This is a genomic window from Aromatoleum bremense (assembly GCF_017894365.1).
GTDB classification, from domain to species: Bacteria; Pseudomonadota; Gammaproteobacteria; order Burkholderiales; family Rhodocyclaceae; genus Aromatoleum; species Aromatoleum bremense.
Genome location: NZ_CP059467.1, coordinates 3985587 through 4009534, shown reverse-complemented (window position 1 = coordinate 4009534; position 23948 = coordinate 3985587). Strand labels below are relative to the sequence as shown.

Sequence of the window (23948 nt, the reverse complement as noted above, 5' to 3'; positions counted from 1 at the left end):
AGGAGGGGGCTTGAATGGCATCCTGCGTTGAACGCATCCTGATCCTTGCCAAGACCAGCGCTCAGTATGTCGAGACTTCCTGCGTGGCCGGCATCAACGAGCACGGCGCGATGCGGCGGCTATTCCCGGTGCTGTTCAGACTCGTGAAGCGGGAGCAGCAGTTCAAGAAGTGGGGCAGTGGCCGTCTTGGTGTCTTGGTCGAACGGGCGCTTCTTCCGCCCCCCCCGCCCGCGCGGCCCTCTGCCTCGATTGAGCCTGGGCATCGCCGTCATTGGACGAAGTCAATGGGAACCGCGAGCCGATCCGGTTAAGGTGCAAAGGTGCAACACCTGTTACACCTTGGAGAGGAGAAGATCATGAGCAGCGAACAAAAATGTCCGTTCACCGCCACGCAGGGCGCCCGGAGCACTGCCCGCGCCCGGTCGAACCGGGATTGGTGGCCGAACCAGCTGAACCTGAACGTCCTGCACCAGCACGCACCGGTCTCCAGCCCGATGGACCCGGGCTTCGACTACGCCGAAGCCTTCAAGACGCTCGACGTGGCCGCCGTGAAGAAGGATTTGTACGCCCTGATGACCGACTCGCAGGATTGGTGGCCCGCCGACTGGGGGCACTATGGCGGCCTGTTCGTCCGCATGGCCTGGCATAGCGCGGGGACCTACCGCACCGCCGACGGCCGCGGGGGCGCGGGCACCGGCAACCAGCGCTTTGCGCCGGTCAACAGCTGGCCCGACAACGGCAACCTGGACAAGGCACGCCGCCTGCTCTGGCCGATCAAGCAGAAGTACGGCAACCGGATCTCCTGGGCCGACCTGATGATCCTGGCCGGGAACTGCGCGCTCGAGTCCATGGGTTTCAAGACCTTCGGCTTCGGTGGTGGCCGCGTCGACATCTGGCAGCCTGAAGAGGACATCTACTGGGGCAACGAGGACACCTGGCTGGGCGACAAGCGCTACAGCGGCGACCGGGAGCTGGAGAACCCCTTGGCCGCCGTGCAGATGGGCCTGATCTACGTGAACCCCGAAGGCCCGAACGGCAACCCGGATCCCGTGGCTTCGGGGCATGACGTGCGCGAAACGTTCGCCCGTATGGCCATGAACGACGAGGAAACCGTGGCCCTGGTCGCCGGCGGCCACACTTTCGGCAAGGCGCACGGCGCAGGCGACCCGGCCCTGGTAGGCCCGGCACCCGAAGGCGCCCCCATCGAGGAGCAGGGCCTGGGCTGGATCAACCGCTTCGGCTCGGGCAAGGGCGTGCACACCACCACCAGCGGCATCGAAGGCGCCTGGAAGCCCAACCCCACGCAATGGGACAACGGCTACTTCGACATGCTCTTCGGCTACGAGTGGGAGCTGACCAAGAGTCCCGCCGGCGCCCACCAGTGGGTCGCCAGGAACGTCAGGGAAGAGCACATGATTCCGGACGCGCACGACCCGGGCACGAAGCACCCGCCGATGATGACCACGGCGGACCTGTCGCTGCGCTTCGACCCGATCTACGAGCCTATCGCGCGCCGCTTCCACCAGGACCCGCAGGCCTTCGCCGACGCCTTTGCCCGCGCCTGGTTCAAGCTCACCCACCGCGACATGGGCCCCAAGGCGCTCTATCTCGGTCCTGAAGTTCCGGCCGAAGACCTGATCTGGCAGGACCCGCTTCCCGCCGTCGATCACCCCCTGATCGACGGCAAGGACATCGCCGAGCTCAAGACGGCGATCCTGGCCTCGGGCCTGTCGGTCGCCGAGCTGGTCTCCACTGCATGGGCCTCGGCCTCCACCTTCCGCGGCTCGGACAAGCGCGGCGGCGCGAACGGCGCGCGCATCCGCCTGGCCCCGCAACGGGAATGGGAGGCCAACCAGCCGGAGCAACTCGCCCAGGTGCTGGCCGCGCTGGAGGGCATCCAGCAGGCCTTCAACGGCGCCCAAAAGGATGGCAAGAAAGTCTCGATGGCCGACCTCGTCGTGCTGGGCGGTTGCGCCGCGATCGAAGCGGCGGCGAAGGAGGCCGGTCACGCGGTGGAGGCGCCCTTCACCCCAGGCCGCACCGACGCCACGCAGGCGCAGACCGACGTGGAGTCGTTCGCCGTGCTGGAACCCCAGGCCGACGGTTTCCGCAACTACCAGCGGCAGCAGTACACCGTGCCGGCCGAGGAAATGCTGGTGGACAAGGCCCAGCTCCTGACCCTGAGTGCCCCCGAAATGACGGTGCTCGTCGGCGGCCTGCGCGTGCTCGGCGCCAACGCGGGTCAATCGCAGCATGGGGTGTTCACGAAACGGCCCCAGACCCTGACCAACGACTTCTTCGTCAACCTGCTCGACATGGGCACGGTGTGGACGCCGAAAGCGGATGGCGGGGACAGCTTCGAAGGGCGGGATCGCAAGACCGGCGAACTCAAGTGGACGGGCACCCGGGTGGACCTGATCTTCGGTTCCAACTCGCAGCTGCGCGCCTTGGCCGAAGTCTATGCGCAGGACGATGGCGGCGAGAAATTCGTGCGTGACTTCGTCGCGGCCTGGAGCAAGGTGATGAACCTGGATCGCTTCGACTTGCAGTGATGCCGGGGAAGGCGTTCCGGGCGCCGCGCGCGCGGTTGCGCAGACGTCCGGAATGCTTCGGGGAGCAGTTGCCGGGCGACCCGCCGGCGATCCTCGAAGGCATCTGACTTTGTGATTCGCGAAGAGGCAACGTCAGGGCCGTGTCGGCACCGTCAAGCGCATTGCATTGATTCACATACGGCGATAAAGTAAGGAAACCTTACCTACGGGGTTGCCGAGATGCTCGCCAAAATGACTTCCAAGAACCAGCTCACTCTTCCGAAGAGCGTGACCGAGGCGGTCGGTGCCGGCCCGTACTTCGAGGTGGAAGCCCGCAATGGCCAGATCATCCTCACGCCTGTGCGCATTCAGCGTGCCGACGCGGTGCGCGCCAAGCTCGCCGAGCTCGACCTTACGGAGCAGGATGTGGCCGATGCCGTCGCCTGGGCGCGCGAGCACGTCGATTCGCCGCGCGGCAAGCAGTGACGATGGGGCAGGTCAAGGGGCAGGTCAAGGGGCGGGACTCGGCGGCCGCCGTGCCCCGCGCAGTGCTCGACACCAACGTGGTGCTGTCCGCGCTGGTTTTCGGCGGCGGGGTTCCCGGTGCGCTGCGAAGGGCATGGCAGAGTGGGGACTTCCTGCCGCTGGTCTCGCGCGTCACCGCGGCCGAGCTCGTGCGGGTGCTGACCTACCCCAAGTTCAAACTGGGCGCCGCCGAGCAGGAAGAACTGCTCGCCGATTACCTGCCGTTCTGCGAGACGGTCACCATCCCCGATCCGCCGCCACGCACGCCGGCCTGTCGTGACGCGCATGACCTGCCCTTTCTCGAGTTGGCGATTGCTGGCGATGCGGCTTGGCTCGTGACGGGCGATGCGGACCTGCATGCCGTGGCGGCGGGTTTCATTTGTCCGATCGTCAATGCGGCGTCCTTCCTCGAGCATCTGAGACGACCCGACGCGTAACGGCGGCGGCATGGCGCGTCATCGAGGATCAGGACGCATCGGGCGCAATAGGCGATGCGCATTGCGCCCGATGTGCTTCGCTTCTGGCGCGGCGAGCATTCGGACAGGATTTCGAGCGCCTGAGGCCGCGCATCCTCGCGCGCTCGAAACTCAGATGCACGTAAACAGCGACGCCACTGCCTTGCGAACGCTCGCGAGGCTGAATGCGTCCGGCTTGTAGTCGCCCAGCCACTCGAGCGTTTCGCGGTTTTCTTCGCTGTCCGGCCTGGCGAGGGCATCGAGGAGCCGGTAATAACCCGGCACGCCGCCGCAGTCTTCCGGCGGGCAGGCGCGCTTGCCGGCGAGGAGGACGGCGGGCCGCTCGGTCGGCGTCGATGGCAGGCGCTGTTCGATGGTGATGCGGTGGCTCCAGCTGTCGCCGAAGTCGTACAGGTAGCGGAAGGACTTTTTGCGGCCGATCACCTGGCCAAGCTCGACATCTTCGCCGGGCAAGGTCGGCTCGTCCCACTCGGTTTCGAACGCGGGCCCGATGCGGTACTCGCCGACGATGAACTCGTGAAGATGCGCGTCGTCCCAGCCCATTGCAGTCTGCAGGATGTCGTGCAGCTCGGCGAAAGTCAGGCTGTTCTCGACTTCCAGCCGGCGCCAGATCGGCGGCTCGATGCCCTCGAGTTCGATGTGCAGCAGCAGGCGCCGTTCCGGGTAGTCTTCGGGCAGCGCTGCGAGGCGCTCGTCCACCCGGCCGACGTCGAGCATCTGGTGGAGCAGGCCGATGAGCTCCGAATGGTCGAACTCGGGGTCGCGGGCAAGTTTTGCGGCCCAAAAATCGACCCGCGCCCGCGCTTCGGCCTGCCGACCCTCGGCGAGCAGCAGCAGGACTTCGAGGTGAGCGAGCGCCGGGTTGTTCGGTGTCAGGCGCTGTGCCTGCCCGAAGGCGGCCCACGCGGCCGGGAAGTCGCCGCGGTCGCAGTTCAGCGTGGCCTCGCGTTGAAATGCCGCGCTCTTCAGCGTCTTGTCCGGCGCACGCTTCAACGTGGTGATGAGCGCCAGCCGCCGTGCTTCGTCGCCGAGGGCGAGCCAGGCGTTGCCCAGCACGTCGGCGGCCAGTTCGGCGCGCTCGTCGAGCCCGCGCACATCCTTGAACAGGGGTTCGAGCAAGGTGACGACGTCGTCGAATCGTTCCTGCTCGAACCAGGCCTGCGCCACCATGCCGAGCGTCTGCACCGGCACGCCGAGGGCGCTGATCTCGCCGATACGCTCCTTCGGCAGGCGCTTGAGCACCCGCGCGGCCATCTCGTCCGGGGGCAGCGTGAGGCTCGGCGACTCGACCGCCCCGCAACACTGCTTGTACTTGCGCTGCGAGCCGCACGGGCACGGGGCATTGCGCTCCGGCTTGTCCATCTTGTGCGGCCGGAAGTGGTTGTCGGGAATCGGCGTGTGGTTCCACAGGTCGAGCGCGGCGCGCGTGGCGATTGCGCGGGCGGCCTGGTCCACCTGGCTGTCGTCGGCGTCCTCGCCCGCCTCGCTGACGATGGCTTGGGCCAACGGCCGCATCAACTCGCGCAGGCGGGTGTGCAGGGCGTCGAAGGAGCCTGTGTCGAGGATGACCCCGACGCCTTCGTCGATGATGTAGTCAAAGAGTTCATGGAGCGCGTCCATGTCGTTGGTGTCGTCTTGATGCATGAGGATCAGTTCGTGTCGAGTGGGGGTGTCTGCCGAAGGAAGATCGGGTGAAGCGAGCCGCGCCGGACTGCGCCCGGCCCGCGCAGGCGTCGGCGCGCGGTACCGCCGCCGGGCACGACCGGAAAGTCTACCGCAAGGGGTGGGTGCGCCTGCCGATTTTTACTCCACCGCGTGCTTTTCTCGCCACCGGACTACGGTGACCCGCCTCGCGCAGGCCAAGCTTCGCGACCATCTCATGTGGCGCGTCGAGGTGGCGCCGCTCGTCGCGGGGGTGCTGGAGATGCTCATAGCCGCAATCCGGCGTCGCGCATCCGCGCGGGCCTCGGGGGAAAGCGGGGTGGCGCGAGGCGGCGTTCCGGGTGGTCCCACGCGGGGCGGAACCCGCGTGCCTCGTAGAAGCGGGGGATGAGGCGCCGCGCGGCGATGACGCCGCCCGCAGCGCGCAGCGGGTGCCCGTCGCGCAGCGCCTCGACGCGCTCGCGCAGGGCGGCGGAGAGCGATTCGGCCGGCGTGTCGGCGAGCGTGTCGCCGAGCGCCGGCGGCACCGCGAGGATGCTGGCCGCGCAGCCGGTCGCTCAACGCCGTCTCACCCGCGGGTCTGCGTTTCGTGGGTGCGCTCGCTGCCGATCGCGCGGACGATGTCGCGCAGCTGCTCCGAGATGATCTCGAGCACGTCGTCGACCGCCAGGATGCCCGCCAGTGCGCCGGCCGCGTCGGTGACCGGCACGCGACGGATACCGCGGCCGCGCATCGCGCGCAGGGCGTCGAACACCGAATCCTGTTCGCGCACGCAAACGAGATCGGCGCTCATCACTTCGCCGACCGACAGCGTTCGCGCATCGACTTCCGCCGCAACCACCCCGATCACGATGTCGCGGTCGGTCAGCATGCCGATCGGGACGCGCCCGGCGTCGGTCTCCTGCACCACCACGATGCTGCCGACGTGATGGTTGCGCATCAGCCGCGCGGCTTCGCTCAGCACGAGCTCCCTGTGCGCGTATACGACGGTCCGGGTACAGATTTCGCCAACGTCCATGATGATCTCCCAAATTCGATGATTTGAACGACAGGGCCCGCGTGCGCCGCCGTCATCAGTTGTCCGGCAAAGCGTGGAGCAGGGCCTTGAACCGGTCCCATTCGGTCGCGGGCCAGATCTCCGAATGGACGCGCCCGAAGGTGCGGAAGATGGTCGACACCTGCATCGCGGTGTCGATGTCGGGCGCCTGGAAGACGTCCACGTAGTCGCTGGGCCCGAGCACCGCCCAGCTGTGCAGCCAATGCACGGACGGGCAATCGTTGCGGATGTGCCCCATGACGCGCTTTTCGAAGTCTTCCAGGGCCCTGGGGTTGCGCAGCGCCTCGGGGGACAGGCGGGTGATCATGATGAAGGTGGTCATGTTCGGCTCCTTTGCGAAACGGGCGGAGGAATGCCCCTGCTTTCATCGTAGTCTCCGCGCCGCATGCCGCCGGGCTCATCTGTTACGGATTTTCCCGCGCCGCGGCGGGCTCAGCATCCGGTGGCGCGCAGGCGTTCGAACAGCTCGCGCTGCGCGGCGCTGAGCCTGGCCGGAATGAGCACGCGCAGCCGTATCAGGAGATCGCCGTGGCGGCCTTCGCCGAACCGCGGCAGCCCCTTGCCGCGCAGCCGCAGGACGGCGTCAGTCGCGGTGCCCGGCGCGATGCGCACCGACGCCGTGCCCTGCAGGGTCGGAACCGTGCGCGTGGCGCCGAGCACCGCGTCGGTGAGGGCGATCGCCTCCTCCCGCCACAGGTCCGCGCCGTCGCGCGCGAAGCGTTCGTCGGGCGCGCTGTAGACGGTCACCAGCAGGTCGCCGGCGGCGCCGCCCGGGGCGGAGGCGGGCAGTCCGTGGCCCGCGATGCGCAGCGTCATGCCTTCTTCCGTCCCCTTCGGAATGCGTACCACCAGGGATTCGCTGCGCTCGGCGACGCCGCTGCCGTGGCAGTCCGGGCACGGCTCGTCGATGACGCTGCCGCGCCCCCCGCACACGGGACAGGTGGTGGCGTGCTCGACGTGCACGCCGTCGCGCGATTCCGACCGCACCTGGCGGCCGCTTCCATGGCAGGCTGGGCACTTGCGCGGCGCAGTGCCCGCCTTGGCACCGCTCCCGTGACAGGCGGCGCAGGCGACCGGATGGGCGAGGCGGATGGTCTCCTCGCCGCCGCTGGCGATGGTGGCGAGCGGCACCGTGATCGCGACGCGAATGCTCTCGCCCTGGCGCGGCCCGCGCCGGCGGCCGCCGAAGAAGCGCTCGAACAGCCCCGCATCCAGTCCCGCGCCGAGGCCGCCGCCGAAGAGGTCTTCGAAGTCGATTCCGCTGAAGAGATCCTGCGCGTCGAAATCGCCCACCCCGGCGAAGCCGCCGGCGTCGTACTGCGCCCGCTTGCCGCGGTCGGAGAGCACCGCGTAGGCCTCGGCGATCTCCTTGAAGCGCGCCTCCGCGTCGGGCGACTTGTTGCGATCGGGGTGGTACTTCATCGCCAGCGTGCGGAAGGCGTCCTTGATCGCCTTCTCGTCCGCGTCGCGCGGCACCCCGAGCACTTCGTAGTAGTCCTTGCGCGCGGTCGTATCCACGGATCACCCTCCGGGGCGGGGCCTCAACGTTCGCGGTAGTCGGCATCCACCACACGGCCCTGCGTGCCGTGGCCGGCGCCGGGGGTCTCGCCCGGGCGGGTGGCCTCGTCGTAGCGGTATTCCTTGTAGGCGGAGCCCGGCATCTGGGCGTAGATCACCGCCCCGGCCTCCTTGAGGAGCTTCTTCAACGCCTCGGCCTTGTCGCGGGCGGCGGCCGCGTCGTGCTTGACGCAGGCATCAAAGGTGGCACGGCGCGCCGCCTCGATGCCGTCCTTCATCTCGGCGGTGAGCTTGTCGGGGAAGTCGGCCAGGAGCTTTTCGGCCTGATAGCACACGGCATCGGCGTCGTTGAGCTGCTCGGCCTCGGCGCGCCGGGCCTTGTCCTCCTCGGCGTAGCGCTCGGCCTCGTCGACCATGCGCTGCCTGGCGTCGGCCGGCAGGCGGGTCGAGCCGCTGATGCGGATCGACTGGGACTTGCCGGTGGCGGTGTCGCGCGCGGCGACGTCGAGGATGCCGCTGGCGTCGATGTCGAAGCTCACCTCGATCTTGGGGACGCCGCGCGGGGCTGGCGGCAGGCCGTCGAGGTTGAACTGGCCGAGGCTCACGTTGGCGGCGGCCATGCTGCGCTCGCCCTGCACGACGTGGACCGTCACGCTGGTCTGCATGTCGGCCGCGGTGGTGAAGATTTCGGTCTTTTTCACCGGCACCGGCGTGTTGCGCGCGATCAGCGCGGTCGCGACCCCGCCCAGGGTCTCGACTCCGAGGGTGAGTGGGGTGACGTCGACCAGCACGATGTCGCTCACCTCGCCGGAGAGCACGCCGGCCTGGATGGCCGCACCGGCCGCGACGCACTCCATCGGGTCGACCCCGAGCTCGGCCTTGCGCCCGAGGAGATCCTCGAAGAAGCTGCGCACGGCCGGCATCCGCGTCGGCCCGCCGACGAAGACGAGACGGTCCACCTCCTTCGGGCTCACCCCGGCGTCGCGCAAGGCCTGCTCCACCGGGCCGCGGCAGCGTTCGATGACGGGGCGCACCATGCGCTCCATGTCGCTGCGCGAGAGATCCATCTCGAGGTGGCACGGTTCGCCGCCCGTCGCCCCGATGTAGGGCAGGCTCAGGTGGGTGGTGGCGCTGGTGGAGAGTTCGATCTTGGCGATCTCGGCCGCCTCCAGCAGGCGCGCCCGCGCCTTGACGTCGTCGCGCACGTCCAGCCCCGTGTCGCGCCGGAAGCGCTCGGCCAGGGCATCGAAGATCGCCGCATTCATGTCGGTGCCGCCCAGCCGGGTGTCACCGCTGGTGGCCTTGACCTCGAACACGCCCTTGCCGAATTCCATGATGGTCACGTCGAGCGTGCCGCCGCCCAGGTCGATGACCGCGATGCGCAGCTCCTGCCCGAGGCGGTCCAGCCCGTAGGCGAGCGAGGCCGCGGTGGGCTCGTTCACCAGCCGCGCCACCTCCAGGCCGGCGATGGCGCAGGCGTCCTTGGTCGCGGTGCGCTGGTTGTCGTCGAAATAGGCGGGCACGGTGACGACCGCCTGGGTGACCGGTTCGCCGAGGAAGGCCTCGGCGTCGCGCTTGATCTTCTGCAGCAGGAAGGCCGACAGCTGTTCCGGGGAGAACTCCCGCTCGCGCAGCGCGATCCGCTCGCGCACGCCCATGCGGCGCTTGAACCCGGTGGCGGTGCCCTGCGGGTTGGCGGCAGCCTGGCGGCGGGCGGGCTCGCCCACCAGCATCTGGCCGTCGGTGGTGATTGCGACGTAACTGGGAAACGCCTTGCCGCCCAGGCTCACGCCTTCGCCGCTGGGGATCATTACCGGCCTGCCTCCGCGCAGCACCGCCGCCGCGGAATTGGATGTGCCCAAATCGATTCCGATGATCGCCATGATGGCCTCCCGATGTCGCGCGCTGCGTGCCTGCGTGCATTGCGCTGCGGTTCACGATTCCGTGCCGGTCCTGCGCCGCGCGACCGCTGCAGCACAGGAAGGAGCGGCACGATCTCGATGCCTGCTCTACGCTTCACCATGATGCGCTGCGGTACGACGGACTATTTTGACCCTGGGCAAACCGGCCCGTCGAAGATGCGCATAACGTGGTGGCAGTGGCGGCAGTATGCGCCGCGGTCGAGTGCGAAAGATGTACCGTCTTGCCGGGAGGCGGCCATGTCGTGGGCCCCTGATGAGGTCGCGTTGCAGCTTGCCGAGCGCTTTATGCGGGGCGCTCCGGCTGGCACGCCGGCATGCGACCGCTCACCGCCCGCTCACCCGCAGCACGTCCCCCTCGCGCACCACCCGCGTGCCGAAGGGCTGGCACTCGCGGTCGAGCGTGGCCTGCAACCAGGCGATTTCCTCGTCGTTGGCACGATTGACGCGCAGCCGGTCGATCCGCGTCGGCACCAGGGTGAGGCGCAGCAGGCGCCCGCTGCCCGCGTCGAGCACCGGGAAGTACATCAGCGCGAGATCGGGGCGAAACGCCGCATGGCCCGAGATGCCTTCGTAGTCGTTGAGAAAGTCCCCGCAGCCGTAGAGGATGAGGCGCTCGCGGTAGACCTCGATGGCGAGCGGGTGGTGCGAGGAGTGGCCGTGCACCACGTCGACGCCGCCTTCCACCAGCAGGTGCGCGAAGGCGCGGTGCTCGGTCGGGATGCGCGCCACCCAGTTCGGCCCCCAATGGATCGACACCACGACCACGTCGCCGGGCTGCCGGCGGGCGGCGACGGTGTCGAGGATGACGGCGGCCGCGGCCGGCGACGGGGCGGCGAGCCAGGCGACGCCGGGGCGGCCCGCCGTCGCCGCCCATGCGTGCGGCACGCCGCTGCTCTCGACGGCCACTGCGAACACGAGCACGCGTGGGCCCGCCATGGCGCGCGGCGTTGCAGCCGGCGCGGCGCCGTGGCCGCTGCCAGCGCCGTCATCACGCGCCCGGGCCGTGCGCGGGGCGATGCAGGTCGGCCGGGTGGCTTCGGCCAGGTCGCGTCCGGCCCCCGCGGTGGGGATGCCCGCGGCGTGGAGCACGTCGAGCGTCTCGCACAGGCCGCGGCGTCCCCAGTCCAGCACGTGGTTGTTGGCGAGGGCGCAGCAGTCCGGCCGCAGCGCGGTGAGGGCGGCGATGTTGGCCGGATGCATGCGGTAGTGGATCCCCTTGGCGGGCCAGGCGTCGTCGCTCGCGGTCACCGCGGTTTCCAGGTTGATGAGGCGTACGTCGGGGCGCATGCTGTCGAGGACGGCCAGCGCGTCGCCCCAGATCCAGGCCGGGGTCACCGCACGCGGGATCGGGCCGCAGCGGCGCTCGGCGAGGGCGACGTAGTCGAGCGCCGAGGTGACGTGCGGTTCGAAGAGCTGCGGGTGCGAAGGATGCGGCAGGATCTGGTCGATGCCGCGGCCGGTCATCACGTCACCGCACATGAAGAAGGTGATTTGCAGCGTTTCTTCGGCCATATCTACCTCACGAGAACCTGGCGCTTCGATGCGCACCGATCCGGGAGCCGGCAACGGCCGCCCGATCGTCCGAACCCCGCGGCCGGCCCCGCGGCGCGCCCCGGCGACCGCGGGCGCAGCGACGGCACAGCGATAGCAAGGAGAGCACCATGACAAACCCCATTCCGCAAACGCCCGCCGAATACGACACGACGCGCATCATCGAACGGCCCGGCGGCTTCTACTGGCAGAGCACGGAAGACGGCAAAGAGTTCGGCCCCTTCGCGACCCTGCTGGAGGCGGTGAAGGACATGGAATACAACGCGGACAGCGGCGTCGAGGTCGGCGAGACCACCGAGGAGGCCGAGGATGAAGTCGGCATCGCCGACTGGATCGATCCGGAAACGGGGCTGCCCGCCGAGGCGGGCGTGCCCCGCATCGAGGACCACTGAGGCCGTGCGCGGCGCGCCGGCAGGCGCCGCGAATGCGGTCCTGCGGCGGCAGAAGGCGAAGGTTCCGGACTGGAACCGGTTTCGAGGAGCGTTCCCCCGTTGGCCATCCGCTGCGGATGGTCCGGTCGCGGGAGCGTCCGGTATCGGCTGTTGAACACGACATCGAGGAGGTCATCATCTCGCACAGGTCGAAAGCAACATCCACCCACCCGGTCAGGCACGACCGGCTGATCCAGGAACAGCGGGACGACCCCTACGCGGAGCGTGCCAAGCCGCGCGAACCGTCGGCTTGCCCGGAGTGCGGGGCGATTTTTCACGACGGCCGCTGGCGCTGGGGTACGGCACCGGCCAACGCGCACGCCCACCTGTGCCCGGCCTGCCGCCGCGTCCGCGACAAGTTTCCGGCGGGCGTGGTCCTGATCGGCGGTGATTTCGATACCGCAGAGAAGGACGAGTACCTGCGCATCGTCGAGCACGAGGCCTGTGCGGAGGCGGCCGGGCATCCGATCGAGCGCGTCATCGCGCGGCCATTGCGGCGGCAGCGCCCCGGCCGCCTCATGCTCGGCGTCGATGGCAGGCGCTGTTCGATGGTGATGCGGTGGCTCCAGCCGTCGCCGAAGTCGTACAGGTAGCGGAAGGATTTTTTGCAGCCGATCATCCGGCCGATCTCGACCTCCTCGCCGGGCAAGGCCGGCTGGAAAGTCGACCCGACCCGATCGCGGTAATTCCGCCCGCCGGTTGCAGCCGCTGACGAAAACCCCGTATGCAGATGACGATGCGCTGTCTATGGTGAAGCTATCCCGGATCCGCCGCGGCCTGATCGCGCCGTAGCCGGGTAACTTCATGAAGGAGAACAACATGACCGGATCGAGACTTGGCCTGTTTGCATCCCCGCTGGCGCTCGTCGCCGTCGTCGTGGCCACGCCCCCGCAGGTTCGGGCCGAAACCCTGCACGCACACCTGGCCGGCTACGAGGAGGTGGTAGCCGTTTCGACGACCGGGGAGGGCCGCTTCAAGGCGCACCTCGACAAGCGCGGCGAGGCCATCGACTTCGAGCTGAGCTACGATGAGCTCGAAGGCACCGTCACGCAGGCCCATATCCATTTCGGGCAGCGGGGCGTCAACGGCGGCATCAGCGTGTTTCTGTGCACCAATCTGGGCAACAGCACGATACCCGTGCCGGCCTGCCCACCGCCGCCTGCGACGATCGCCGGAACGATCCGTCCGTCCGACGTCATCGGACCGGAGGGGCAGGGGATCGAGCCTGGCGCGTTCGATGAACTCGTCGCGGCAATTCGCGAGGGCACGGCCTACGCGAACGTGCATTCGACGAAGTGGCCGGGCGGCGAGATTCGCGGACAGCTCAGATAGACCCGCCCGACGACGCACGGCGGCGAATCGGCGCCGCCAATGGGCGTCCGGCGCGTGACGACGGAGTATAATCGCGCCCCACAGCCCGGCCCGGAAGCCTCCGCGACGAGGCGGGCGATACACACAGCGAATCCGATGATCGAGATCATTGACAGCGCACCAAGCCTGCTGCTCGTCGACGACGAGGCAAGCATCCTTTCTTCGCTCCGGCGACTGCTGCGGCCGGCCGGCTACAAAGTGCATCTTGCCGAGAGTGGCAAGGCGGGGCTTGATGTTCTCGAGCGGGAACACATCGACCTCGTGATCTCCGACATGCGCATGCCCGAAATGGACGGTGCCAAGTTCCTTGAACACGTGCGCAACCGCTGGCCGGAGGTCACGCGCGTGCTGCTCACCGGCTATGCGGATGTCGGCTCGACGATCGACGCGATCAACCGCGGCGAGATCTACCGCTACATTGCCAAGCCGTGGGACGACAACGATCTCACGCTGATCATTCGCGATGCGCTCGACCGGCAGCGGCTGCAGGCGGAAAACACGCGGCTGCAGATACTGACGCAGCAGCAGAACGATGAATTGAAGGAACTCAACACCGACCTCGAACGCAAGGTCCAGGAACGCACCGCCGCCCTCGAACAGACGAACGACTCGCTCAAGCAGGCCAACGAGCGGCTCAAGCAGAACTTCATGGTCTCGATCAAGACCTTCTCCGGCCTGATGGAATTGCGCGGAGGCGGGGTCGCGGGTCATTCGCGGCGGGTCGCCGATCTCGCCCGCAAGCTTGCCGCCCGCCTCGACATCGACACCAAGAGCCAGCAGGACATCTTCCTTGCCGGCCTGCTGCACGACATCGGCAAGATCGGTTTCTCCGACACGCTGCTCGCAAAGCCTGTCTCGAAAATGAACGGCGACGAGATGGGGTACTACCGCAAGCATGCGATCGCCGGCGAATCCGCGCTGATGCCGCTCGACGAGCTGAAGGAAGCCGCGCGCATCGTGCGCTCGCACCATGAACGTTTCGACGGACAGGGTTTTCCCGACGGTCTGCGGGGGCTTGCGATTCCGCTGGGCGCGCGCATCCTGTCGGTCGTCAATGACTTCGATGGATTGCAGGCCGGCACGCTGGCCGAGAACCGCCTGAGCGCGGATGAAGCGAAAGCGATGCTCGTGCAGTCGCGCAACCGGCGCTACGATCCGCAGGTGGTGGACGCGCTCGTCGAGATGCTGGGCGGAGTTGCGCAGGAACCGCCTTCGCGGGATGTCGCTGTGCCGGTGCTCAACCTGCAGGCGGGGATGGTCCTCGCGCGCGATCTCGTCGGCCGCGACGGCACACTGCTGCTCGCCGCCGAATATATCCTCGACGCCTCTTTGGTGCGGCAGATCCAGGACTACGCCCGCCGCGAAGGCATCCCCCTGACGCTGCACGTCCGCCGCGACAAACTGTGATGTCGCTGCAGAATGCGACACGCGTTGCCGGTATGGGCGCTTTTTCGGAGACCTGATGAGTCGCATTCTGATCGTCGATGACGAAGAGTTGATCCTCAAGGCGTTGCGCCGGGTGCTCTCGCTGACCCCGTGCTTTGCCGGCAACAAGATCTATCCGCTCGCCGTCGATACGTTTAACGTCGCCGATGCTGCGCTGGAGAAGGCCCGTCACACCGCCTACGACCTGGTCCTCTCGGACTACCGGATGCCCGGCATGGACGGCGTAAGCTTCCTGAAAGCCTTCAAGGCAATACAGCCCGATGCCGGGCGACTGATCCTTTCGGGATATGCCGATCTCAATGGTCTGATAGGCGCCATCAACGAGGTCGGGATCAGCCGCTTTCTCTCCAAGCCGTGGAACGACTACGAGCTCGTTTCGGCGATCGGCCAGGTGCTGGCGCTGCGCGAACTGACGCTGGAGAACCAGCGCCTCGCGGATCAGGCCCGTGTCGCGATGGGCACGCTGTCGGTCGAGGAATTCGAGCGCAAGCGCCTCGAGTCCGAGGAGCCCGGCATTACGTCCGTCATATGGGGGGAGGACGGTTCGGTGCTGCTCGACGAGTCCCTGCTCGACGATCCGGGCGAGAGGCAATCCTGATGCCGGAGTCCGGGCGGGAGGAGCAGGGCGAATGACAGCGGGTGCATGGTGTGAAGAGCTGGGCGCAATTGCCCGGACGGACGAGCGGATCAGCGAGGCGATCGGCCGGATCAATGCCCTCGCTCTGCAGCGCGGCCGGGGCACGGACGATGCCCAGGGCGAAGATCCGGCCGAAACCGGAATCGAAGCGCATTTGATGGGGCTCGTCGGCCTGCTCGCCGAACGATGCCGGGCACTTGCCGTGGCCAACGAGCAGCTCGACGCGCAGCTTGCAGAGCAGGTGTGCGAACGCGAGCGCGAGCGCCGGGTGCTGGCGGAAGCGGCGACGCGCGTCGAACAGACGCAGAACCAGCTGCTGCAGTCGGAGAAGTTGGCTGCGGTGGGACAACTGGCTGCAGGGGTCGCCCACGAGATCAATAATCCGGTCGGGTTCGTGAGTTCCAATCTCGGTTCGCTGACCTCGTACGTGGATCGCCTGTTCAGGGTCATCGAGGCCTACGAGCGTCTCGAAAGCGAATTGCCCGCCGATCACCCGGCGCGTGCTACGGCCCAAAAAGCGCGCACGATAGCCGAGATCGACTACTTGCGCGCCGACATCCCGGATCTGCTGCGCGAATCGGTCGACGGGCTGGCGCGGATCAAGCACATCGTCGCCGACCTCAAGGATTTTTCGCACGCCGACGAAGGCGAGTGGCAGGACGCGGATCTCAACCGCGGCCTCGAGAGCACGCTCAATATCGTGTGGAACGAAATCAAGTACAAGGCGGAGGTGGTGCGGGAGTTGGGCGACTTGCCCCCGGTGCGCTGCATTCCCGCGCAGATGAACCAGGTGTTCATGAATCTGCTGGTAAACGCCGCCCAGGCCATCGAAACCTCCGGGACGATCACCTTGCGCAGCGGAACGATGGACGGGCATGCGTGGGTGGAGATTGCGGATACCGGCAAGGGGATGCCGCCCGAAGTGCAGCAACGCATTTTCGAACCGTTCTTCACGACCAAGCCGATCGGCAAAGGAACCGGGCTCGGCCTGTCGATTTCCGCCGATATCGTGAAGCGGCATAACGGCCGCATCGAGATTCGCAGTCAGTCCGGCCGGGGAACCACGTTCCGCATCCTGCTGCCGCTACATCCCGGTCAACGACGCTAGGACAGAACCCGGGAGGTCTTTTGCGCCTCGCCTGAACATCCGGATTCTGCAATCAGCACCGCAGCGCTACGCCCCGACCTCCGGCCCGCGACCCGCCGCCGGCCGCTGACCGGCAACCACAGACGCACGGCGGTACCGCGTCCGGGTTCGCTGTCGACGTCGAAACGCCCGCCGTGCCGCTGCACGATGCTGTGACTCACCGACAGGCCCAGCCCGGTCCCTTTGCCGACCGGCTTGGTGGTGAAGAACGGGTCGAACATGCGTTCCCGTTCCTGGGTGTTCATGCCGCGGCCGGTATCGTGCACCTCCACGCAAACTTCGTCGCCGTGCTGGCGCGTACGCAAGGTGATCGTCCCGCGGGTTTCGATCGCGTCCGCCGCGTTCAACAACAGATTCATGAACACCTGGTTGATTTGTCCAGGGTGACAATGGACCGCGGGTAATGGGTGGTCGTCGCGGATCAGGTCGGCTTTTCCGGCGATCGCCGCGTGCACAACGTTGAGAGTGCTCTCCAGGCCGTGCAGCAGATCGGCATCGGTCCAATCTTCACCGCTGTCGATACGGGAAAAATCCTTGAGGTCGGCGACGATACGCGCGACCCGCCGGACGCCGTCGCGCGTCTCGATGACCAGCTTGGTCATGTCTTCGCGAAGAAAATCGTAGTCGGCCCGCTCGCGCAGGTACGCTGCCTCGACCTGCCCGCGGGCATCCAGGCCCCGATGTATCAGGCCCTCGTAACCTGAAATCAGTTCGAAGAGATCCTTCAGGTAATTGTCCAGCGTGCCGAGGTTCGAGTGGATGAAACCAATCGGGTTGTTGATCTCGTGCGCGATTCCCCCCGCCAGTTGGCCGAGACCGGCGAGTTTTTCCGTCTGCAGCAACTGGCTCTGGGCTTCACCGAGCTGCGCGTTCGTTTCCTTCAGTTGTGCGACGGACGCCAAGATCGTCTGTCGCGTGTGCATCAGTTCGGCAATCGCGTCGTGGTTGCTGGTCAGGTCGGCAACGGTGCGGTTGATCGCGTGGGCGATGTGCGACATTTCGGTCTCGCCATCGTGATGGGGAACCGTCCCCGCCTTTCCGGCAGCGACCTCTTCCAGCGCTGCCTCGATGTTGAGAATGCGCCGCATGATGTAGCGCGACAATCCGGTCGCGAAACCGCTGAGGAGCAGGACACCCGCGAACAGCAGGGTGCCGAACAGCAGGCGCGAACGTTGCCGTGATTGCGCGAGTTCCTCGCGCGCCCGCACCACATGGTGATTCTGCAGCGCCGACAGGTTTGCGACCGCGCTGGAAAAGGAGTTCTCGAGCGCCATCCAGTCCGCGTTCACGAGTCTTTCAAGCTCGGCATGGTCGTCGCGACGATATGCAGCGTCGGTCTGTTCGAGAAAACGTTGCAGCTCGGGCAGCCGGTTTTCGATGTTCTCGATCAGCCGTGTCTCGTCGGGGTCCTGCGACCAGTTCGAAAGCTGGCGCCGATAGTCTTGCCAGCCGGAGAAGATCAGCGCCCGTGCGCGCACGAGTTGCTCCTGTGCGGCCATGGCCGTGATGTGGCCGAGCAGCACGCTCTGCATCCGACTGTGGGCCGTCAGCAGCACCCGCTCCACGTCCCGCAGGGCCGCGGCAGGCGCCAGCTCGCTGTCGAAAATACGCTTTTCCGCACGGCTTTCGTGCCATTGGGACGAGAGGAATACCAGCGACAGGCAAAGCATCACGAAGCCGGTGAGGAGTGCGTGAAGCGTGAGACGTTGTCGAATGCTGAGCCGTCTTGCCATTGTCAATCAGGGCGAAAAAAACAGCAGGGGAGTGTAGGAGATTTCCTGTGCAGCGGGGCACGATTTCAGGACAGGCAGGACGGATGAATTTTTGTGGATGTCGAGCAGCTTTGCGCGGCAGGACCGGGCCCGGCGACCGCCGACTTCGCTCTTGTCTGGAACGTGCCGTTCGTTCTTAATATGTCGCCGATAACAACCATCGGGGACAGACATGACCAAAAAACCAGTTCGGTGCGACATTTCTGCGATAGACGCCGAGCTTTATGCCGGCCTGCAGGCGGTCGCCGCGGGCACGTTTCCGAAGCATTGTGCACTGTGCGGCCGAAGCTATCGGGACGTCGACGATTACGTCGCTCAAACGCAGCGCGTCGGCTCGGGGCGGAGCGGCCTCAGGCAGACGACGGACGACGACGGACAGGTGATCCTGGAGCTCTTCCGCAATTGCGTCTGCGGCTCGACGTTGATGGACTGCTTCAATAATCGCCGCGACACCAGCGAGGCGGGGCTGCGGCGGCGCGCGCGTTTCAGCGAGCTGGTCGACTCGCTGGTGGCCAAGGGGCTCGAACGCGAACGGGCGCGTGCGGAACTGCTCAACATCCTGCGGGGCAAATCGAGTGCGCTCCTGTGCGCCGCGGCATGCCCCCTGGAGAAATCGTAGCCGGATTCCGCAGCAGGCTTTGCCGCTCAACCGGCCAGCGTATTCCTGCGGCGGTCAAAACGCTCGAACGCGTCGCGCACCGACTGCAGCAGCTCGCGGTCGTCCCACGGTTTGTGCAGGAAGCGGAAAATCGATCCGCGGTTGATCGCGTTGGTGATGGTTCCGATATCGGCATAGCCGGAGAGGACCAGGCGCACGGTGTCCGGATACAGGTTTTTGACCTTGTCGAGCAGCTGGATGCCATCCATGCCCGGCATGCGGAAGTCCGACATGACCACCCCGACGGCGTGCTTTGCGAGCAGATCGAGGGCTTCGGCTGCGTTGCCGGCGAACAGCAGGATGTAGCCTTCGCTGCGCAGGATCCGGCGCAGCGCAGACTGGATCGACGGCTCGTCATCGACCAGCAGCAACGTGCGGTCGGGCCGGTCGATCTGCATCGGGAAAACCAGCCGCTGGTGGTCCCGGATCATCAAAGCCAACGTCTCGGGCGCGACCGGCGGGGAAAAATGGTAACCCTGCATCTCGTCGCACCCGCGGCCACGCAGGTAGAGGACCTGCCCTTCCGTTTCGACCCCTTCCGCGATCACGCGCAAGTTGAGACTGTGGGCGAGGGAAATGATCGACACGGCGATTGCCGCATCGCTCGCATTGGTGGTGAGGTCGGTGACGAAGGCGCGGTCGATTTTCAGGTAATCGATGGGGAAGCGCTTGAGCGCGCTGAGCGACGAATAGCCGGTGCCGAAATCGTCGATCGCCAGCTTCACACCGATCGCCTTCAGCTGCTGCATCATCACGATGGCCCGCGCAGGGTTGCCCATGAGCGCGCTTTCGGTGATCTCGAGCATCAGCGACGCGGGTTCGAGGCGATAGCGGGACAGCAATGCCGCGACGTCGGCGACGAGATCGTCACGGAAGAACTGCAGCGGCGAGACGTTCACCGCGACGCTGCGGTAGTCGATGCCGTCGTCAATCCAGCGGCGGGCCTGGGCGCAGGCGGTTTCCAGCACCCAGCGGCCGATCGGCAGGATGAGCCCGCTTTCCTCGGCGATCGGAATGAATTCACCCGGCGACACCAGTCCCAGTTCAGGATGCCGCCAGCGGCACAGCGCCTCGCTGCCCACCACTTCGCCGGTCAGCAGATCGACCTTCGGCTGGTAGGCAAGAAACAGCTCGTCCTGCTCGATGGCGCGCCGCAGCGCGAGTTCGAGACGCAGCCGCGGCGCCGCCCGCGCGTTCAGGTCCATCTCGTAGAAGCAAAATGTGTCACGCCCCATTTCTTTGGCACGGAACAGGGCCACGTTGGCGTTGCGCAGCAGCGTATCGACGCCGAGGTCGATCCCCGCCATCGCGGCGACGCCGATGCTGCCGGTAAGCCACAGTTCCTCGCCTCCGGCTGAAATCGGCGTCCGCAAGGCGTCGAGAAGCCGGGTGGCGAGCGACACCACGGCCTGCTGGCTCGGCAGCTCCTCGGTGATCAGGACGAATTCGTCGCTGGCGACCCGCGCGACGGTGCTGCAGCCGGCTGCCGCGGCGACGAGGCGCTGGCTGATGACGATCAGCGTGGCGTTGGCGATTTCGTTGCCGAAGCTGTCATGGACGACCTGGAAGCGGTCGATATCGACCCACAGCACGAAACACGCGCTCTGGTTGCGTGCCGCGAGCGTGAGCGACTGCTGCAGGCGGTCGCCGAGCAGGTTGCGGTTCGGCAAGCCGGTCAGCGCATCGTGGTTGGCCTGGTAAGCCAGCTGTTCCTGATAGCGGCGTCTTTCCGTGACATCGCGGAATTCGATGACCGCATGGTCGTCACCGGCCGCGTCGTTGCCGACCAGCGTCACGCTGGCGTCAAGCCACGCCACGTCCTGGGGGCCGCGTGACAGGTTCAGCGACACTTCGCCGGCTCGCCGGGCAGTCACCAGCGCATCGAGCTGTTCCCAGTCGCCTGCGTCGAAACCCTGTCGTCCGAGCGTCGGCAGGTCCGTGGAGATGAGCTGCTCTTCGTCCATCCCCAGCAGCCGAAGGAGCGCCGGGTTGGCGCTGACGATGCCGGCCGGCGGCGCATAGCGGTAGATGAGCAGGCCGTTGTAGCTCGCCTGGATCGCGCGGTTGCGCAGTTGCACCGCGGCTTCGGCCTTCTCGTGCGCGGCCCGCCTGCGCAGCGTGACGATGCCGAACGCGAGTTCGCGCGCGGCATTCTCCAGCAGGCGCGTTTCCTCCGCGTCGAAAGCCCCCGCTTCGTCGGCCAGCACCGTGAGCACGCCGAACGCTTCGTCGGCCACCAGCGGAACGCTGATTGCGGAGACATACCCGCGCCGCAGCGCCTCGTCACGCCAGGCGGCGAAGCGGCAGTCGTTCGCGATATCCCTGACGAGGCAGGTCCGGCCGGTGCCGAGGGTGATCGACGATGGACACAGTGCGCTTTCGCTATCGTTCAGGGGCTCTTTCACCATGTCGAGAAAACCCGCTTCATGCCCCGCCCACGCCACCGGCCGCATGAATTTTCCGGCATCCTGCACGGCCAGACCGACCCAAGTCATGCGATAACCACCCGCACCCACGGCCGCGCTGCAGATCAGCCCCATCAGCTGTACTTCATCGTCGGCCTGCGCGACCGCGCGGGTGACTTCATTGAGCACCCGCAACGCGCGGTTGCTGCGGCGCAGCTCCCGCTCTGCGGTCTCGATCCGCGCCATTGACTGTCCGATGCCGTCCGCCATCTGGTCCAGCGTCCGGGCGAGGTCTCCGAGTTCGCCGCTCCCGGGAGGTATGCGGGTGCGAGCCTGCAGATCCCCCTCGCCCAGGCGTCTTGCGGTCTCGGTGAGATCCTGCAGCGGCCGCAACACGAGCCGCTGCGCGACGAACCAGCCGAGCAGCAGCAGCGGCACCGCGGCGCCGGCGAGGAGCAGGAGGTTGCGCCGGGCGACAACGGCCCCTGCGTTCTCGACGATCGCCGAGGGAATGCCGACACGCACGTAGAGGTCGCCGAACCTGCTCAGCACGGGTGCGATCGCCATGATCCGCGACACCCCGTCGAGCCATACCGATTTCATCAGCAGGTCGCCGGCGCCGGTGAGCGCAGCCTTGAACTGGCTCAGTTCGGGAATCGTGCTCCCGGCCAGACCCGTCGGATCGGGGAGGCGAGCGAGGATGACGCCCTGCTTGTCGACGATCGTCACCACCGAGCCGTCGGGCAGGGTGGTTTCGCGCAGCAGTGCGGCGAACGCGCTCGGGGTTACGCCGACCCCGACTACCGCCGTGATCTCGTCGTCGTCATCGAACACCGGATGCGCCGAGATGACGACCGGTTGGCCATCGAAACGGCTGTTCTGGTAATCGCCCATGGCGAAATCCCGCCGCTCCAGGGCGCGGCGGAAATAGCTGCGATCGGAGATGTCGACGGTATGGCTGAAGGACCGCGAGCGGCAGGTGATCTTGCCGTCGAGTCCGGCGACGAAGACTTCCGTATACAGCTCGTGGAGCCTGGCCAGTTTCGCGAGCCACGCATTGCATTCTTCGACGGAATGGAGCTGGCGCACTTCCGGAGACTGCGCGAGGCCTTCGAGCAGCCGGTGGAGATGGCTCACCATGTCCCGCTGGCGAGTGGCGATCTGCCGCGCCGTGAGCAGTGCCATTTTCTCGGCAGCAGCACTCGCCTCCCTGCGTTGCTCGAGACCCGTATTGACGATGATCGCCAGGGCAGGGAGCGCCGTGATCAGGATCAGCAGCAGCAGGCGGACGTGCATTCTGGAAAGCCACTTGCCGATCATGTTCTTTCCACGTCCTTTGCATTCCGGTTCAGGGCAGCGGCTCCGTTTTCAAGGGGGGGCCGGGCAGGGCGACAGGGCAGGGGGCTCCAGGAAGCACGCCTGGCGTGTGCCGCAGGTCGGCGTACTCGTGTGTCCAGCCTGCGAGGGCGCCAATATACGGTACTGCCTTGATGGTAATTGTGAAGTCCTGCACGTCGCGCCCGACAATTCCTCCTGCATGAACTTCGGCTCGGCTACGATTGTCCGCGTCGGTCAACCCTGCGGGCCCGCGCCGCCGAGGGCGCATGCATTGAAAATATCGAAGGTCCGTCCCGCCGGTCCCTGGCGCCGGCGGTTCCTCATCCGAAAATGCACTCAAAATTATCTATTTCGCTTATTCTGGTCGATGGACCTTGGACATGCACGCCACCATTGAAGAACTCCGCTCCATTCCATTCCTTCATCGACCAAGAATTGCTCCCGAACCGTTATCGCCGACAGCAGATTTTCAACGATGTCCAATCAGAATTCTAGCTTTGTGCCGGACGGCGACCGGCCTTTTGTTCTCGACGCGCGACGGCGAGAATTCATTTTCGGCCTGGCTTCATTGCCCGTGCTGGCGACACTCCCCGCCCTTGGAGCGTGCGCGACACTTCAGCGTTCGCCGGTCATCGCGATCCACCACTGGATCGGCTACGAAACCCTCTATCTCGCCCGCGATTTCAACCTCCTTCCTCCTGGTGTCGCGCTTCGTGAAGGGCTCACGGCGGTTGACTCGCTGCAGGCCCTCAAAACCGGGCATGCCGACGCCGCCTGCCTGACGCTCGATGAAGTCCTGCATGCGCGGGCCGCGGGCATTGCGCTGACCGTCGTGCTGGTGTTCAACGTCTCTTCCGGCGCCGATGTCGTGCTTGCCCGCCCCGGTATCAAGAACCTCACCGACTTGTCGGGGAAGCGGATCGGCGTTGAAAAAGGTGCGGTCGGCGCACTCATGTTTGGCAAGATGCAGGAAGAGGCGGGGCTGGACGCTTCCGCCCTGACGGTGATCCACGTACCCGTGAATCGTCAGTACGCTGCCTGGGAGGCGGGTGAAATCGATGCTGTCGTCACCTACGAGCCGACCGCCACACACCTGATGAGGGCAGGGGCGCGGCGTCTGTTCGACAGCCGGCAGATTCCGGAAACGATCTTCGACGTACTGGCCGTGCGCAGCGACCGGCTCGACCGGCACGAAAACGCGCTGCGTCGGATCGTGACGAGTCATTTCGAGGCGCTCGAGCACATCCGCAGCAACCGCCAGGACGCGCTTTATCGCATTGCTGCGCGTCACAACGTGAGCCCGGAGGAGGCGAACCGGGCACTCGCAGGAGTCGTCCTCCCTTCGCTTTCCGCCAATCGCGCCTTTCTTGCGTCGTCGGGCTCACGCCTGTCGCGCGCGGCCGGTGTGCTCTCCGCACTCATGACCGAACAGGGACTCCTCGCGCATGCGGATTCCGGCCGGAATCTTTTCTCGGACTGCTGTCTGCCAGGATCTGTTTAA

General features: G+C 66.6%; 20 protein-coding genes and 2 pseudogenes. 12 read left to right on the top strand and 10 right to left on the bottom strand.

The annotated features are described in order from the left end of the window. Nucleotides 1-14 precede the first annotated feature (14 nt). From pbN1_RS18910 to pbN1_RS18895, 4 genes are all read left to right on the top strand, one after another. Entirely contained in the window at nt 15-311 is a 297-nt protein-coding gene (locus pbN1_RS18910) for a hypothetical protein (protein WP_169203235.1), read from the top strand. Nucleotides 312-356: 45 nt separating this feature from the next. Further along, the gene (gene katG / locus pbN1_RS18905; protein ID WP_169203254.1) at nt 357-2552 is read left to right on the top strand and encodes a catalase/peroxidase HPI; all 2196 of its coding nucleotides are present in this window, start codon (nt 357-359) and stop codon (nt 2550-2552) included. 219 nt (nt 2553-2771) lie between these two features. Beyond that, complete coding sequence (locus pbN1_RS18900) at nt 2772-3017, top strand: AbrB/MazE/SpoVT family DNA-binding domain-containing protein (RefSeq protein ID WP_169203253.1); 246 nt, start codon at nt 2772-2774, stop codon at nt 3015-3017. 2 nt (nt 3018-3019) lie between these two features. After that, complete coding sequence (locus tag pbN1_RS18895; protein WP_169203252.1) at nt 3020-3493, top strand: putative toxin-antitoxin system toxin component, PIN family; 474 nt, start codon at nt 3020-3022, stop codon at nt 3491-3493. A 150-nt stretch (nt 3494-3643) separates the two neighbouring features. Here pbN1_RS18895 and pbN1_RS18890 read toward each other — a convergent pair whose 3' ends face one another. The 7 genes from pbN1_RS18890 to pbN1_RS18860 form a co-directional block, all read right to left on the bottom strand. Then, on the bottom strand, nt 3644-5176 hold the full coding sequence (locus tag pbN1_RS18890; protein ID WP_244857030.1) for an IS1096 element passenger TnpR family protein: 1533 nt from the start codon (nt 5174-5176) through the stop codon (nt 3644-3646). A gap of 284 nt (nt 5177-5460) precedes the next feature. After that, nucleotides 5461-5721: a hypothetical protein gene (locus tag pbN1_RS18885; protein WP_169203251.1), complete on the bottom strand. Its 261-nt coding sequence runs from the start codon at nt 5719-5721 to the stop codon at nt 5461-5463. Between the two features lie 41 nt (nt 5722-5762). Beyond that, nucleotides 5763-6212 (bottom strand): CBS domain-containing protein, encoded by a 450-nt coding sequence (locus tag pbN1_RS18880; RefSeq protein WP_169203250.1) that lies wholly within the window; start codon nt 6210-6212, stop codon nt 5763-5765. A gap of 55 nt (nt 6213-6267) precedes the next feature. Then, nucleotides 6268-6573: a GYD domain-containing protein gene (locus tag pbN1_RS18875; protein WP_169203249.1), complete on the bottom strand. Its 306-nt coding sequence runs from the start codon at nt 6571-6573 to the stop codon at nt 6268-6270. A 110-nt stretch (nt 6574-6683) separates the two neighbouring features. Next, a complete protein-coding gene (locus pbN1_RS21020) occupies nt 6684-7769 on the bottom strand; it encodes a DnaJ C-terminal domain-containing protein (RefSeq protein ID WP_280516167.1) in 1086 nt (361 codons plus the stop codon). Between the two features lie 23 nt (nt 7770-7792). Then, nucleotides 7793-9652 carry a molecular chaperone DnaK gene (gene dnaK / locus pbN1_RS18865; RefSeq protein ID WP_169203248.1) on the bottom strand — a complete coding sequence of 620 codons (1860 nt, stop codon included), beginning with the start codon at nt 9650-9652 and terminating at the stop codon, nt 7793-7795. 363 nt (nt 9653-10015) lie between these two features. Beyond that, nucleotides 10016-11203: a CapA family protein gene (locus pbN1_RS18860; RefSeq protein WP_169203247.1), complete on the bottom strand. Its 1188-nt coding sequence runs from the start codon at nt 11201-11203 to the stop codon at nt 10016-10018. 149 nt (nt 11204-11352) lie between these two features. Between pbN1_RS18860 and pbN1_RS18855 the strand changes: the two genes are divergently transcribed. Further along, nucleotides 11353-11634, top strand: a complete 282-nt coding sequence (locus tag pbN1_RS18855) for a hypothetical protein (RefSeq protein ID WP_169203246.1) — start codon at nt 11353-11355, stop codon at nt 11632-11634. A 32-nt stretch (nt 11635-11666) separates the two neighbouring features. Then, nucleotides 11667-12146, top strand: a pseudogene (locus pbN1_RS20875) (BCAM0308 family protein); the annotation flags it as partial. A gap of 86 nt (nt 12147-12232) precedes the next feature. Here the strand turns inward: pbN1_RS20875 and pbN1_RS21175 are convergent. Then, nucleotides 12233-12292: pseudogene (locus tag pbN1_RS21175) on the bottom strand (hypothetical protein); the annotation flags it as partial. Between the two features lie 200 nt (nt 12293-12492). On the opposite strand from pbN1_RS21175, the gene pbN1_RS18845 reads away from it, so the two are divergent. The 4 genes from pbN1_RS18845 to pbN1_RS18830 all read left to right on the top strand — a co-directional run bounded on the left by pbN1_RS18845 (nt 12493) and on the right by pbN1_RS18830 (nt 16235). Further along, nucleotides 12493-13005 (top strand): CHRD domain-containing protein, encoded by a 513-nt coding sequence (locus pbN1_RS18845; RefSeq protein WP_169203245.1) that lies wholly within the window; start codon nt 12493-12495, stop codon nt 13003-13005. A 135-nt stretch (nt 13006-13140) separates the two neighbouring features. Continuing rightward, nucleotides 13141-14451, top strand: a complete 1311-nt coding sequence (nosR, locus tag pbN1_RS18840; RefSeq protein ID WP_169203244.1) for a response regulator c-di-GMP phosphodiesterase, NosR family — start codon at nt 13141-13143, stop codon at nt 14449-14451. Between the two features lie 55 nt (nt 14452-14506). After that, nucleotides 14507-15088, top strand: a complete 582-nt coding sequence (locus tag pbN1_RS18835; protein ID WP_169203243.1) for a response regulator — start codon at nt 14507-14509, stop codon at nt 15086-15088. 31 nt (nt 15089-15119) lie between these two features. Next, nucleotides 15120-16235 (top strand): ATP-binding protein, encoded by a 1116-nt coding sequence (locus pbN1_RS18830; protein ID WP_169203242.1) that lies wholly within the window; start codon nt 15120-15122, stop codon nt 16233-16235. Here the strand turns inward: pbN1_RS18830 and pbN1_RS18825 are convergent. After that, entirely contained in the window at nt 16232-18007 is a 1776-nt protein-coding gene (locus tag pbN1_RS18825; RefSeq protein WP_169203241.1) for an ATP-binding protein, read from the bottom strand. The two genes, pbN1_RS18830 and pbN1_RS18825, sit on opposite strands and share 4 nt — an antisense overlap. 211 nt (nt 18008-18218) lie before the next feature. On the opposite strand from pbN1_RS18825, the gene pbN1_RS18820 reads away from it, so the two are divergent. Continuing rightward, a complete protein-coding gene (locus pbN1_RS18820) occupies nt 18219-18665 on the top strand; it encodes an oxidoreductase (protein ID WP_169203240.1) in 447 nt (148 codons plus the stop codon). 26 nt (nt 18666-18691) lie between these two features. On the opposite strand, the gene pbN1_RS18815 is transcribed toward pbN1_RS18820, so the two are convergent. Continuing rightward, nucleotides 18692-22429 carry an EAL domain-containing protein gene (locus pbN1_RS18815; RefSeq protein WP_169203239.1) on the bottom strand — a complete coding sequence of 1246 codons (3738 nt, stop codon included), beginning with the start codon at nt 22427-22429 and terminating at the stop codon, nt 18692-18694. 493 nt (nt 22430-22922) lie between these two features. On the opposite strand from pbN1_RS18815, the gene pbN1_RS18810 reads away from it, so the two are divergent. Further along, nucleotides 22923-23948, top strand: a complete 1026-nt coding sequence (locus pbN1_RS18810; protein ID WP_169203238.1) for an ABC transporter substrate-binding protein — start codon at nt 22923-22925, stop codon at nt 23946-23948.

What these genes read in the sequence shown, in the direction of transcription:
- pbN1_RS18900 (WP_169203253.1), top strand. Translation starts at nt 2,772, where the DNA reads ATGCTCGCCAAAATGACTTCCAAGAACCAGCTCACTCTTCCGAAGAGC.
- pbN1_RS18810 (WP_169203238.1), top strand. Translation starts at nt 22,923, where the DNA reads ATGTCCAATCAGAATTCTAGCTTTGTGCCGGACGGCGACCGGCCTTTT.
- pbN1_RS18835 (WP_169203243.1), top strand. Translation starts at nt 14,507, where the DNA reads ATGAGTCGCATTCTGATCGTCGATGACGAAGAGTTGATCCTCAAGGCG.
- pbN1_RS18815 (WP_169203239.1), bottom strand. Translation starts at nt 22,429, where the DNA reads ATGATCGGCAAGTGGCTTTCCAGAATGCACGTCCGCCTGCTGCTGCTG.
- pbN1_RS18880 (WP_169203250.1), bottom strand. Translation starts at nt 6,212, where the DNA reads ATGGACGTTGGCGAAATCTGTACCCGGACCGTCGTATACGCGCACAGG.
- dnaK (WP_169203248.1), bottom strand. Translation starts at nt 9,652, where the DNA reads ATGGCGATCATCGGAATCGATTTGGGCACATCCAATTCCGCGGCGGCG.
- pbN1_RS18825 (WP_169203241.1), bottom strand. Translation starts at nt 18,007, where the DNA reads ATGGCAAGACGGCTCAGCATTCGACAACGTCTCACGCTTCACGCACTC.
- pbN1_RS18830 (WP_169203242.1), top strand. Translation starts at nt 15,120, where the DNA reads ATGACAGCGGGTGCATGGTGTGAAGAGCTGGGCGCAATTGCCCGGACG.
- pbN1_RS18875 (WP_169203249.1), bottom strand. Translation starts at nt 6,573, where the DNA reads ATGACCACCTTCATCATGATCACCCGCCTGTCCCCCGAGGCGCTGCGC.
- nosR (WP_169203244.1), top strand. Translation starts at nt 13,141, where the DNA reads ATGATCGAGATCATTGACAGCGCACCAAGCCTGCTGCTCGTCGACGAC.
- pbN1_RS18890 (WP_244857030.1), bottom strand. Translation starts at nt 5,176, where the DNA reads ATGCATCAAGACGACACCAACGACATGGACGCGCTCCATGAACTCTTT.
- pbN1_RS18855 (WP_169203246.1), top strand. Translation starts at nt 11,353, where the DNA reads ATGACAAACCCCATTCCGCAAACGCCCGCCGAATACGACACGACGCGC.
- pbN1_RS18845 (WP_169203245.1), top strand. Translation starts at nt 12,493, where the DNA reads ATGACCGGATCGAGACTTGGCCTGTTTGCATCCCCGCTGGCGCTCGTC.
- katG (WP_169203254.1), top strand. Translation starts at nt 357, where the DNA reads ATGAGCAGCGAACAAAAATGTCCGTTCACCGCCACGCAGGGCGCCCGG.
- pbN1_RS18910 (WP_169203235.1), top strand. Translation starts at nt 15, where the DNA reads ATGGCATCCTGCGTTGAACGCATCCTGATCCTTGCCAAGACCAGCGCT.
- pbN1_RS18860 (WP_169203247.1), bottom strand. Translation starts at nt 11,203, where the DNA reads ATGGCCGAAGAAACGCTGCAAATCACCTTCTTCATGTGCGGTGACGTG.
- pbN1_RS18820 (WP_169203240.1), top strand. Translation starts at nt 18,219, where the DNA reads ATGACCAAAAAACCAGTTCGGTGCGACATTTCTGCGATAGACGCCGAG.
- pbN1_RS18895 (WP_169203252.1), top strand. Translation starts at nt 3,020, where the DNA reads ATGGGGCAGGTCAAGGGGCAGGTCAAGGGGCGGGACTCGGCGGCCGCC.